Source organism: Vibrio sp. B7, assembly GCF_963888765.1.
GTDB lineage: Bacteria > Pseudomonadota > Gammaproteobacteria > Enterobacterales > Vibrionaceae > Vibrio > Vibrio anguillarum.
On sequence record NZ_CAWPKR010000036.1, the window covers coordinates 76,691 to 89,483 of the forward strand.

Below are 12,793 nucleotides of genomic sequence, written 5' to 3' on the forward strand. Positions count from 1 at the left end.
CGCTTTATCTGGCCCAGTCACATTCAATATCATACAGCAACTCATTGATGGAGTTCGGACAGAGCGTCTGAGCTTCGTCGATATGGAACTTGGCGATCATCAAGTCATTAAAGAGTTGCCAATGTTTTAGTAAGCATTGGTTCACATCTTGAGTTTCATCTGACCATGTTTCTTTTAAAAATGGCGTGAGGCTCGCCGCGCCGTGCGCGTACATGATCATCTGCCATTTTATCTCCCACACCTTTATTGGTGTGGCTGAAAATTCACGGTTGTATTGCTCGGCAAGTTGTTCGACGAGCTGCTCAATTTCACCTGCACTGTCGATAAAATAATCAAACAGAGCATCTTCTTGTCTTACCGCATCGGCGATCAGTTGAATCGGCTGTTTGACGGTCAGCATATGCGCGAGCAGCCGTACAATGAACAAATACAACTGCACGTTGGCGGGGGTGTTGGCTGGGATCTCTTTCAATATATGACGTAAATAATTCTCCATATAAAGATGGAGACCATCGCTGATACTGCGCCATATTTGCTCTTTACTACCGAAATGATGACGCAGCAAACTGTGCGAAACCCCAGCTTTTTCGCTGATCGTTCGTAATGACACTCGTGCATAACCTAGCTCGCAAAACAGATCCGCAGCGACCACTAGAATGTCTCTTTTGGTTTTTTGGGCATCAGTGGCACTTCGGCGGCCTTGTCTTTTGGTCATTTTTTAACTCGTCTCATTTTTTAACGAGCGCAGTTGTACCAGATTTGAGAGGTAGTTTCACGGAAAAAACGCTTTGGCAGTCATAGCCGATGATAAGGTTATGACTGCACAATGTTAATTGGATCGGAGATAAAGGGAGAGTTTGCTGATTAGAAAATCAATATCATCGCGTGAGACGTCTTTATGGGTCACAAAACGTACCGGATTACCTGGCGAAACTTTTATTCCATCTTGCGCCAACTGATTGGTAATTGTATGGATATCGATAGAATCAGCTAATTTGGCAAATACGATGTTAGTTTGCACTAAATCTGGATTGACGGAAAACCCGTTTAAGTCCGCTAATTTGCGCGCTAAATATTGGGCATTGTCGTGATCAGTCTTCAGCTGAGTGACTTGTTCAGTCAATGCAAGATGGCCTGCTGCGGCCAAAATGCCGGCTTGACGCATGCCGCCACCGAGCATTTTTCTTAAACGTCGAGCCTTGGCAATGTAGGTTTTTGAACCCAACAGCAGCGAGCCGATAGGAGCTGAAAGCCCTTTAGATAAACAGACCGTCATTGAGTCAAAGTATTGCGCAATCTCTTTAACATCCACATCCAGCGCTACAGCGGCGTTGTATACGCGCGCGCCATCTAAATGCAGTGCCAAATGGTGTTGATCAACAAACGCTCGCGCTTGCGCTAAATAGGCGAGTGGTAGAACTTTGCCATTGATGGTGTTTTCAAGGCTAAGTAGTCGCGTGCGAGCAAAGTGGGCATCATCAGGTTTAATGGCCGCGCGCAGTTTATCGAAGTCTAACGTGCCATCAGGGTTATTTTCGATTGGCTGCGGCTGAATAGAGCCAAGAACCGCGGCGCCCCCCGCTTCATATTTGTAGTTGTGCGCTTGTTGGCCACACAGGTACTCATCGCCACGCTCACAATGTGACATTAAACCCAGCAGGTTGGCTTGTGTGCCTGACGTGGTAAATAGCGCCGCTTCAAAACCGTGTCGCTGCGCGGCCCACTCTTCTAAGGCGTTGACGGTTGGGTCATCGCCATACACATCATCACCCACGTCGGCATTAGCCATTGCTTCACGCATCGCGGCGGTGGGTTTAGTAACGGTATCTGATCGAAAATCCATATAATCTCCTCATGCGTTTTTCTATTTTTGCTAGAAGCTTTTTCACTTCAATGTTTATCTGTGCTTGTACTTTATTGATAAATAAGCCCTTTATTGATGGCTAAGTATTTTATAGATAACCACACAGCTTCGCCTTACTTAGGCAGGCAATGGTTTTTGAATCTGTGATTTGCCCAGTGATGATTTTTTGCTCCAATTCCTGGATCGAAAGCGTCACCACCTCAATGACTTCATCATCGTCGCATGATAATCGTGCAGTTTTGCTTAACTGTTTAGCGACAAACAGGTGCTGTATTTCGTCACAAAATCCAGCTAATGGTGTGACTTGCCCTAAAGTGATCAGCTCACTTGCGCTATATCCTGTCTCTTCTTCAAGCTCACGGTGCGCGCATTCGGCTGGAAGCTCCCCCTTTTCTAAAGTGCCTGCTGGGAGCTCTAACAACCACTTTTTGAGTGAGGGGCGAAACTGATTAATCAGAATAATATCGCCTTGTTCTGTGATCGGCAAAATCACGGCCGCGCCCGGATGGACTATGGTGGTGTGCTCAATGCTTTTGCCCGTAGGAAGGGTGACATCCTCTTGCACTAATGAAATGGTTTTCCATGTATGTATGGTTTTGCTCATGCAAACTCTTCTTTAATTGTGGCTAGCCAATGACTGATATGGTGATAAGGGTTCAACCTTACCGAGAATCTGTGGCTAAGACAAAGTAAAACGATAACCTAAGTATCAATATTGCTTGCACAATCAGTGATGTCAGTCTCATATATGCAAACATTGATTTCGAAGAATTTCACAGAAAAGAGATCTGCTATAAGTGGGCGCTTATACTAAAATCTATTTGTAACAAAACAATAACAGTCGTATAAAGTTATATATACAAACCATTTGGAGCGCTTAAGTGATCAATTTTACTCCTGCATCTCATGCGCAAAAAGCGCTACTTTCAGAGCGCATAAATAAGCTTGCTAAGGCCTTATCGGATGGTGTTTATGAGCGTGAAGACACCATCAAACTTTGTCTACTGGCTGCTTTAGCGGGGGAAAGTGTTTTCCTACTCGGCCCTCCTGGTATTGCAAAAAGTTTGATTGCGAAACGTCTGATCCAAGCCTTCGATAACAGCAGTTATTTTGAATACCTCATGACGCGTTTCTCAACACCAGAAGAGGTATTTGGTCCATTAAGCATTCAAGAATTAAAAGATAATGGGCGCTATGTTCGCCTAACCAAAGGCTATCTTCCTACCGCACAAGTGGTTTTTCTTGATGAAATTTGGAAAGCAGGCCCCGCCATTTTGAACACCTTATTAACGGTTGTGAATGAAAAAACCTTCAAAAATGGGAGCGATATTGAATGTGTACCAATGCGTCTTCTGGTTTCGGCATCGAACGAATTACCGGATGAAGAGAGTGGTTTAGATGCCTTGTACGATCGCATGTTAGTGCGTGTGTTTGTCAACCGTATTCAAAATAAGCAGAATTTCAAATCGATGCTGACTGTCGGTACGCCACAAGAAGCGCGCATCCCTGAAGGGCTTGCGATTACCGATGAAGAGTACCACTCATGGCAGCGACAACTTGACGATTTACTGTTGACAGATGATGTGTTTGAAAAGTTATTTGAGCTGAAAAACATGCTAGAGCATGCCGTTGAAAATCAGCCCGCTGCGGCAAGTATTGATATGTACGTTTCAGATCGTCGTTGGAAAAAAGCGGTGAAGCTGCTCAAAGCGAGTGCGTTTTTTAATGGCCGCGACTCAATCAACCCGCTTGATTTACTGCTGCTGCAAGATTGTCTTTGGAATAGCCCCGATTCTCGCGATATTGTGCGCCGCGTTATACGCGACTTTGCGTTGAAACATGCTTTTGACCAACAAGAAGTTGAACATCAAATCGTAGTGTGCCGTGAAGAGCTGGCTGAGATTCAAGAAGAGCTAGAGTCTGAATTTGGCATGTTGCTCTCGCTGGAAACATCATCCGGTTTGATTAAAAAGCAAGTGCATCAGTTTGATACCAAATCGGCAAAAACCTATCAGGTAGGTACCGCTCATGACTTGGTCAAATTGGTATTGCTGCAAAGCAATATGTCCGTCTCTGAGGCCGAAAAAGGCGATAGCCGCTGGGTTTATGTGCCTAAAAGCGAGCTTGAAAGAACGATCAAAGAGGGGCATGGCGATGTGTATGGTTATGTGAATCAAAATACCAATTTGTGCCGTTTAAGATTTGATTTAGATGCTGGTAATAACCTCGTTCTTAAAGATATTGCTAATCGCTCGGTGTTGGTGAGTTTGGTGACTGAGCAAGGTTTAGACGAAAGTCTTTATCAAGAGTGGCTTACGAAAGCGGATCAAGCCGTTGCACAGTTGCAACATGCCGAACACCATTTGCGTAAAGTACGTTCTAAGTTTCACGGCGCTTTGCCGCATAACTTCATTGATCCGGAGCTGCCCACCGCTATGGAAGCGACGCTGCAGCATCTACAGCAATTACTTGAATCGACTCATACCGAATGCGAAAAAACGGTGCTTCGTTTTAAAAACCTAAACCAGTTTTTTGCGTAAGGAGAGAAGATGCTTGGTGCCGATGGTTTAAATTTAGCGTTAATGATTGCCGACTCGGGCATCATTGATACGGCAGTGAATGATTTGCTTGCGCGCTCGCAAGTGATGATGATGGCTGAAAACCGCGGTGTGGCGAATTCAGTTAAAAATCACCTAACTAAGTGGCGTGGTAGTGTCAAAAAACGCATTACAAAAGTGTGTGAAACTGAGCGTTTTCAACAAGAGTTGACCTTATACCAAGAAGTAATTCACTGGGATGAAGAGACCTTCTTTACTCGGATTAACGAGATAATCAAACAGTTGGAATGGCACTCAGCATTTTATCTCCAAGCACGTCGTTTAATCGAAAAAAACAAGGGGTTGCATAACCCCATGTTCCCTCATTTCTTTTGTGATCAATGGTATCAAAGCCTTTGCCATGCGATTAAACAAGCGCAAATCAACGAACTTGAAAGTAACAAAGAAAAAGTGTTGGCCGATTTGTACCAGCGTATGGAAACCATGAAAAGCATGGATAAAGTCACGGAATCGGGCGATGAAAGCAGCGTCGGTCGCTTGTGGGATATGGCATCGGCGAAGCTCAGTAAAACAGACATTAGTGTCATGAAACGCCATGCGGAATTTTTGAAAAAGAACAAAGGATTGCAAGAGATTGCTGAACAGCTTGGGCGCATGGCTGGCGAAGTCGATGACCCGGATCTCAACCGCACTCCAGCCGAAGCGCTGCAAATGGTGGAGGAGAAATCGGACGAAGCGACGGATGACATCGTCGGCATCCACGAAAGTGATGATCTGAACAAGCTGCTGCCCAACGAAACCATGTTTCTTGCCTATCCTGAACTTGAGGTGGTTTTCTACAAGCATTTAGTGGATAAGCGCTTGATGAACTATCGCATGCAAGGCAAGTCTCGCACCTTGCGTAAAGTCAAAGCGTACCAACCAGAGCACAAACAGTTTGAGATTGAAAAAGGGCCGTTCATCGTATGTGTGGACGCTTCTGGTTCCATGAGTGGTTTCCCAGAACAGTGCGCAAAAGCGATGGCTTATGCTCTGATGCAGATCGCTCTCGCTGAGAGGCGCGAGTGCTACGTGATGCTGTTTTCTACTCAGCAAATTACCTATGAGCTGACCAAGCAAGATGGCTTGCGTGAAGCGAGTGATTTTTTAAGTTATTCATTTCACGGCGGAACGGATTTAGATCCTGTACTAGAACAATCGGTTGAACTGATGAACAGTGACAAATACCGCAATGCAGATTTGGTCGTATTGTCGGATTTCATCGCACCTAAACCGCCGGAAGCTCTGCTAGAAAAAATCGCGACCTTAAAACATCAAAAAAATCGTTTCCATGCGGTGAGTTTGTCTCGCTATGGTAATCCACAGTTGATGGCGATGTTTGATCACTGCTGGGCATACCATCCTAATCTCGTCGGGCGACTGATGAAAAAATGGTAACGATCACTTGAGAAAAACTGATGGATTGTTGCTCTAATTGTTCGCCTTCTATCCTTTGTGGGTCGATTCTTAGTCACTTGATTCATAAGTGGAAAATTTATTGTTGACTCATTTTCTTAATCCGTTAAAGTACGCCTCGTTCTCACGGCAAAGCCCGAAAGAACAATGTCAGGAGTTAGTTGCTCAGCAAGATGAGCAGAGTTATTAAAAGCTGCAAAGCAATGTTTAATAACAAATGTTTTTAATAACCAAATGTTGTTAATAACAAAGCTAGCGAATGTACTTCAAAAAATTTTCGATGGTGTGTAACTGATTCAGTTGACGGCATCGCAATCCAGAATTGCGTGCCCTGGTGGTGAAATTGGTAGACACAAGGGATTTAAAATCCCTCGACTTTCGAGTCGTGCCGGTTCAAGTCCGGCCCGGGGCACCATCTATTCTTTGCTCATTAAGGGCAACAAAAAATTAAAGGCGCGATGGCAGACTGGTTATGCAGCGGATTGCAAATCCGTGGACCTCGGTTCGACTCCGGGTCGCGCCTCCAAAAACAAAAAAAGACGCTTTTTAGCGTCTTTTTTTGATCTATGTGATTAAGAATCAACAGCCTGTTTAGAAAATAACGCCATCGGTATGATGGCGTTAACATGACATTGACAGCAATGTACAGAGGTGAGTGTTAAGCCGCCTTTTCGGTTTGATAATTTCCCAGTAGGGCACTGTAAATTTCTTGGTCGCTTAAGACGCCGACGAGCTGATTATTTTCCATCAGAAGAATCGGATTTTGAGTTCGATGTTTCAACTCAATCGCGCTACGCATATCAATATCAGGTGTTGTAATAATCATCATCGATGAATCAATGTTCGACATATCGCTGACTTGGGTATCCCAGTGGATAAGAGCGGTCGACGTTGCTCCATATAGCGTCAGAGTTTTATCATGTTGTGCGACCCAAACATCCTGTTTTTTGCAGACCTGCCAACGTTCGTCTTGTTGCTTTAACTGTTCGATGGGCTGCATTAACGAACGTCCTTTTAGTACGTTAAGAGGGTTAGTGTGTGCCACAAACTCTTTAACGTAGTCCGTTTTGGGTGTAAGGACAATTTCTTCTGGTTTACCGTGCTGAATCAGTTTTCCTGACTCCATAATCGCGATGTTATTACCTATTTTTAGTGCTTCATCTAAGTCGTGGCTAACAAATAAGATGGTTTTGTTGAGTTTGCTTTGTAGATCTAATAACTCATCTTGCAGTTGCGCACGAATCAGCGGATCAAGTGCTGAGAATGGCTCGTCCATTAACAGGATGTCACTGTCCATTGCAAAAGCACGCGCTAAACCGACACGTTGCTGCATGCCGCCAGAAAGTTCGTGGGGGAATTTATCTTCCCATTCAGCAAGGCCAACCATTGTTAGCTGTTCACGAGCACGTTGGTGGCGTTTTTTCTTACTCATTCCTTGCATTTCTAAGCCAAACGCCACGTTATCTAAAACCGATAACCAAGGCATAAGGGCAAACTTTTGAAACACCATCGAGACACGATTTGTCCTTAAATGCTGAAGCGTTGCTTTATCACAGCTGGCAAGGTCAACAAAGCGTTTGCCATCTTTTAATTCTAATGATCCCCGGCTGATGGTATTCAAGCCATTCACCGCGCGCAGCAAGCTCGATTTCCCTGAACCAGACAGCCCCATCAAGACGCAAATTTCGCCTTCTTTAACAGTAAGGCTGACATTGTCTACCCCTACGATTTGACCGCAGGCATCGATAATCTCTTGGCGAGATTCACCCGCGTCGAGTCGTTGCAGTGCTTCATTTGGGTTCTGACCAAAGACAACATCGAGGTTTTTAATGGTAATTGCGTCCATGATTATGCGTCCTTATTATTTTGATGTGGGGTTTTGCATAAGCGATCGAGAATGATGGCAACTAAAACAATGGCTAAACCAGCTTCAAAACCTTGAGAAATATTGACGGTGTTTAGTGCACGAATCACGGGTTTGCCAAGGCCGTCAGCCCCAACTAAGGCGGCAATCACAACCATTGAGAGTGATAACATAATGCACTGAGTGATCCCTGCCATTATGCTGGGTAGCGCTGCTGGCAACTCCACTTTGAGCAGTAAGTTCATACGGCTAGAGCCGAATGCTTTACCCGCTTCAACTAACTCTTCCGGTACCTTAGTTATCCCAAGATAGGTGAGGCGAATGGGGGCGGCGATGGCAAAGATAATGGTCGAAATGAGCCCCGGAACAATACCCAAACCGAACAGAACTAGCGTTGGAATGAGGTAAACAAAGGTTGGTACCGTTTGCATTAAGTCAAGAATTGGGCGCATCAGTGTATAAAGCCATGGTCGATGCGCGGCGATAATGCCCAATGGTACGCCAATTAATACGGAAATCGTTGTCGCGGCAAACACCAAGACAAAGGTTTCCAGCATTTCTTGCCAGTAGCCAAGGTTTAGAATAAGCAGTAGGGCAGCAATGACAAATACCACCAATGAAATCTGACGATGCAGATACCATGCAATGGCTGCGGTGACTAAAATCGGCACGGCAGGGGGCATCCATTTAAACACATCAACTAAAGATAAAATGATGGTCTCAAGTAAGTAGGAAACAGTATCAAAAAATGTGGCTGCATGGATGGTCAGCCAGTCAACGCCACTTTCCATCCAACGACCTAAGGGGATTTTGTTCTCTGTAATAAAATTCACGGTATAGCCTTTTGGAAGGTGAAATGCTCACCTCCTCCTTTAAATTAATTTATGCTTTAAATGGCGCTAAATAGTTGCTGATAGCTTGTTGTGCAGGTGTTCCAGCTTTGGTTTTTACATTCTTTAGCCATGGAACAATACTTTCTGGATGTTTGGCTAACCATTGGCGAGCGGCTTGTTCTGGTAACACGCCTTGGTTGAGAATAGATTCCATCAGTTGGTTTTCCATTTCAAGCGAGAAGGATAGGTTTTTTAATAAATTACCGACATTTGGGCATTGTGCTAGGTAGTTCTGACGAACATTGGTGTAGACATTTGCACCACCGTAGTTTGGGCCAAAGTAATCGTCACCGCCATCAAGGTATTCCATTTCAACATTGCTGTTCATTGGGTGCGGAGCCCAACCTAGAAACACAATCCACTGATTACGACGTACCGAGCGTGCCACTTGTGACACCATGCCCGCTTCACTTGACTCAACAACGCTAAAATCTTTCAGCTCAAAAGCGTTTTCATCAACCATCGATTGGATCAAGCGATTACCGTCATTGCCCGGTTCAATACCGTAGATTTTGCTGCGAAATTTATCTGAAAACTTAGCGATATCAGCAAACGATTGGACACCTGCATCATAAACGTACTTAGGCACAGCGAGTGTGTATTTTGCTCCTTCCAAGTTAGCGCGCAGAGTTTCAACCGTTCCAGCTTCACGGTATTTGGCAATATCGCCTTCCATGGTTGGCATCCAATTACCGAGGAATACATCAATGTCACCGTTCGCCATAGATGAGTAGGTCACGGGTACTGAGAGTAAATCGATTTTTGTCTGATAGCCTAACCCTTTGAGCAACTCTGTGGTTATTGCCGTCGTGGCGGTAATGTCTGTCCAACCCACATCAGCAAAGCGCACCGTATCGCATTGATTGGCGTAAGCGTTGGCGCTGAGCAGAGTCGTGATTGCAAGTGTGAGCACGGTTTTTTTAGTAATAGACATGTTATTTCCTTGTATTTTTGACTGACTTTATAAATTTTATGAGTAAGCGTCCGGCTTTCTCATTGGTGGTTTTATTCTTTGTTTGGTTTGCCAGTCTGGTGCAATCCATACTGGAGCTTCAGTACTGGCTAATAGCGGTTTGCCTAAAATAAGATCGGCGGCGCGCTCTGCGACCATAATGGTTGGCGCATTCAGGTTCCCGTTGGGAATGCTTGGGAATATCGAGGAATCCACCACGCGTAAAGCTTGAATTCCGCGCACTTGGCATTGGTCATTCACCACGGCCATTGGGTCGTCATCTGCGCCCATTTTGCAGCTGCAAGAGGGGTGATAAGCGCTTTCCACATTCTGTTTGACCCATGAATCAATATCGTTATCGCTTTGGATCTCTTCACCCGGTTGAATTTCTTCGCCCCGATAAGCATCCAATGCTGGTTGCGCTAGAATTTCACGGGTGAGACGAATGCAATCGCGCCAATCTTGGCGATCTTGTTCGGTTGATAGGTAATTAAATGCGATAGAGGGTGAAACCGTTGGATCGCGAGAGACAATTTGTACTTGTCCTCGGCTTTCTGGCTTATTGGGCCCCACGTGAACTTGGAAGCCGTGACCATCAAAGGCCGCTTGGCCGTCGTACCGCATCGCAGCAGGTAAAAAGTGGTATTGAATATTTGGCCATTTGAGCCCTGCGCGAGAGCGAATAAACGCGCACGATTCGAAGTGGTTGGTTGCCCCTAATCCTTTACGAGTTAAGATCCATTCAGTGCCGATAAGCCCCTTGCTGATTAAACCGAGTTTACTGTTTAGTGTGATCGGCTGTTTGCAGTGGTATTGAAAATAGATCTCTAAATGATCTTGTAAGTTTTCACCCACGCCAGGCAGGTCTTGCTTCAGTTTCACACCAACTTGTTCAAGCAGCGCTTTAGGGCCAATACCTGAAAGTTGCAAAAGTTGAGGGGAGCCAATAGAACCAGCACTTGAGATCACTTCTCGCAAGCAAAACGCTTGTTGGATCTTGCCTGATTTTTCAAACTCAACGCCGATGGCCTTTTGCTCTTCAATCAAGATCTTATGTGCCACAATTCCTGTTTTTACGGTGAGGTTCGGGCGCTTCATCGCGCGGCGTAAATAGGCATTGGACGTTGAGGCGCGAACTCCAGAATCTACCGTCATATGCATTGGTCCGAAACCTTCCTGCTGATAAGCATTGTAATCGTCAGTTTCTGGATAACCGGCTTCTTTGCCCGCATCGATGAAGGCTTGATAAAGTGGGTTCAATTGCATGTCGTTACCATTACAAGTACCGACGGGTCCGTTGCCGCCACGATAAGCGTTCTCGCCACCTATCCAAGATTCAGCGCGGCGAAAATAGGGTAAACAATTTTGATAATTCCAACCCTCAGCGCCCAGTGATTCCCACTCATCAAAATCGCAAGCGTGACCACGAACGTACACCATGCCATTAATAGACGAGCTGCCACCGAGTACTTTGCCCCGTGGGCAATGTAACTGACGCCCGTCGAGATCGGATTCTGATTCGGTTTCAAATTGCCATGCGTATTTTTCGCTGTTCATCGGGTAAGAAAGGGCGGTTGGCATTTGAATGAAAATGCTTTTATCGCTACCACCAGCTTCGAGCAGTAAAACTTGATGTTCGCCAGACTCGGTTAAGCGATCGGCAAGAACACAACCTGCTGAGCCCGCACCGACGATAATGTAATCAAAGTGATTTAACATAGAAGGCTCCTTTGACGATTAAGCATATGGACTAGAAAAATCATCTAGCTCCACTAAAATGCTCTTGGTTTGGGTATAGTGCTTAAGGGTTTCTATGCCATTTTCACGACCAATTCCGGAATGCTTATAACCACCAACAGGCATTTCTGCCGGAGAGTCTCCCCAAGTATTTATCCAGCAGATCCCGGCTTGAAGTTGGTGAATTACTCGGTGTGCACGTGAAAGGTTCTGTGTGAACACTCCTGCAGCTAAGCCATATTGAGTGCCATTCGCGCGCGCGATCACTTCGTCTTCATCGCTAAATTTAAGCACTGACATTACAGGGCCAAAGATTTCTTGCTGCACGTGAGGCATGTCATCAGTGCAATCAATGAAAACGGTTGGTGCAACAAAGTTGCCCTTATCTAGGCCGTTATCGGTAACTTGATAACCGCCAGTGAGCAAAGTTGCTTGGCTGGTTTTGGCTTGCTCAATCGCTGTGAGCACTTTGTTTAAATGAGGTTTGGAAATTAACGCGCCAATCTGGGTGTTGATATCCATAGGATCGCCAATCACTAATTGTTCAGTACGCAGCTTAAGCTGAGCGACAAACGCATCGTAGAGGCTGTCGTGCACGAAAACGCGCGTCCCATGGGTACACACTTCGCCTTGGGTATAAAAATTTGCCACCATGGCAGCGGAGACAGCTTGATCAAGCTTGGCATCATCAAAAATAATGAGCGGTGACTTTCCGCCTAATTCCATGGTGACAGACTTCAAGCTGCGAGCGCTGTCTGCCATCACGGTTTTCCCGGTACCCGATTCACCGGTAAAAGAGACTTTGGCAATATCTGGGTGGGCCGTCAGCATTTGACCTACGCGGTAATCACCTTGAACCACGTTAAAGACGCCGTCTGGCACTCCGGCTTCACTGAAGATCTCTGCCAGTTTTAATGCGCTTAATGGCGTTTCCTCTGAGGGCTTGAAAATCATCACATTGCCGGCAGCCAGTGCTGGCGCTGATTTCCACATCGCGATTTGAATCGGATAATTCCATGCGCCAATGCCCGCGCAGATGCCTAATGGCTCGCGGCGAGTATAAAAAAACTGATGTCCATTGAGCGGCTGTTGCTCGCCTTGAAGCGATGGGGCTAAGTTTGCAAAGTACTCAATGACGTCTGCGCCAGTCGCAATATCAACGCAATTGGCTTCTTGAATCGGCTTACCGGTATCGAGAACTTCAAGTACAGCAAGTTCATCGTTTCGTTCTCTAAGTATTTTTACTGCTTTTAGCAAAATACGGCTGCGTTCTGTCGCGGTCATTCTTGACCATACCGCGAATCCTTGCTTGGCTGAGGTGATGGCTTGTTCAACGTCATTGGCATTGGCGTGCTGCAATCTTGCTATCACTTCACCTGTTGCTGGGTTGTAGGTATCGAAACGTTCTCCTGAAGTCGCAGATCGGAGCGTTCCGTTGATATAAAGCGATTGTATTTCCATTTTAAGGCC

The 12,793-nt window shown here is 45.6% G+C and carries 10 protein-coding genes and 2 tRNA genes; 4 read left to right on the forward strand and 8 right to left on the reverse strand.

Annotation, left to right across the window (positions count from 1 at the left end; translation table 11 throughout):
• Positions 1-4: 4 nt before the first annotated feature.
• The 3 genes from AACV32_RS12715 to AACV32_RS12725 form a co-directional block, all read right to left on the reverse strand.
• A complete protein-coding gene (locus AACV32_RS12715) occupies positions 5-715 on the reverse strand; it encodes a TetR/AcrR family transcriptional regulator (RefSeq protein WP_013867941.1) in 711 nt (236 codons plus the stop codon).
• Between the two features lie 114 nt (positions 716-829).
• Positions 830-1,843, reverse strand: coding sequence for a low-specificity L-threonine aldolase (ltaE, locus tag AACV32_RS12720; protein ID WP_094145109.1), 1,014 nt, complete (start codon positions 1,841-1,843; stop codon positions 830-832).
• A 109-nt stretch (positions 1,844-1,952) separates the two neighbouring features.
• On the reverse strand, positions 1,953-2,468 hold the full coding sequence (locus AACV32_RS12725) for an NUDIX hydrolase (protein WP_017048791.1): 516 nt from the start codon (positions 2,466-2,468) through the stop codon (positions 1,953-1,955).
• A gap of 277 nt (positions 2,469-2,745) precedes the next feature.
• Between AACV32_RS12725 and AACV32_RS12730 the strand changes: the two genes are divergently transcribed.
• The 4 genes from AACV32_RS12730 (at position 2,746) to AACV32_RS12745 (ending at position 6,403) form a co-directional block, all read left to right on the forward strand.
• Complete coding sequence (locus tag AACV32_RS12730; protein ID WP_094123446.1) at positions 2,746-4,404, forward strand: ATPase RavA domain-containing protein; 1,659 nt, start codon at positions 2,746-2,748, stop codon at positions 4,402-4,404.
• A 9-nt stretch (positions 4,405-4,413) separates the two neighbouring features.
• Entirely contained in the window at positions 4,414-5,859 is a 1,446-nt protein-coding gene (gene viaA, locus AACV32_RS12735) for an ATPase RavA stimulator ViaA (protein ID WP_017048789.1), read from the forward strand.
• A gap of 346 nt (positions 5,860-6,205) precedes the next feature.
• Positions 6,206-6,292 (forward strand) — tRNA-Leu (locus AACV32_RS12740).
• A 37-nt stretch (positions 6,293-6,329) separates the two neighbouring features.
• Positions 6,330-6,403 (forward strand) — tRNA-Cys (locus AACV32_RS12745).
• 132 nt (positions 6,404-6,535) lie between these two features.
• Here AACV32_RS12745 and choV read toward each other — a convergent pair.
• The 5 genes from choV to betB are packed head-to-tail and all read right to left on the reverse strand — an operon-like array spanning position 6,536 to position 12,784.
• Entirely contained in the window at positions 6,536-7,723 is a 1,188-nt protein-coding gene (gene choV, locus AACV32_RS12750; protein ID WP_017048788.1) for a choline ABC transporter ATP-binding protein, read from the reverse strand.
• Between the two features lie 2 nt (positions 7,724-7,725).
• On the reverse strand, positions 7,726-8,574 hold the full coding sequence (gene choW, locus AACV32_RS12755) for a choline ABC transporter permease subunit (RefSeq protein ID WP_017048787.1): 849 nt from the start codon (positions 8,572-8,574) through the stop codon (positions 7,726-7,728).
• A gap of 49 nt (positions 8,575-8,623) precedes the next feature.
• Positions 8,624-9,568, reverse strand: a complete 945-nt coding sequence (locus AACV32_RS12760) for a choline ABC transporter substrate-binding protein (protein WP_017048786.1) — start codon at positions 9,566-9,568, stop codon at positions 8,624-8,626.
• 36 nt (positions 9,569-9,604) lie between these two features.
• Positions 9,605-11,305 carry a choline dehydrogenase gene (gene betA, locus AACV32_RS12765; RefSeq protein ID WP_017048785.1) on the reverse strand — a complete coding sequence of 567 codons (1,701 nt, stop codon included), beginning with the start codon at positions 11,303-11,305 and terminating at the stop codon, positions 9,605-9,607.
• Between the two features lie 18 nt (positions 11,306-11,323).
• Positions 11,324-12,784 carry a betaine-aldehyde dehydrogenase gene (gene betB, locus AACV32_RS12770; protein ID WP_170895212.1) on the reverse strand — a complete coding sequence of 487 codons (1,461 nt, stop codon included), beginning with the start codon at positions 12,782-12,784 and terminating at the stop codon, positions 11,324-11,326.
• Positions 12,785-12,793 lie beyond the last annotated feature (9 nt).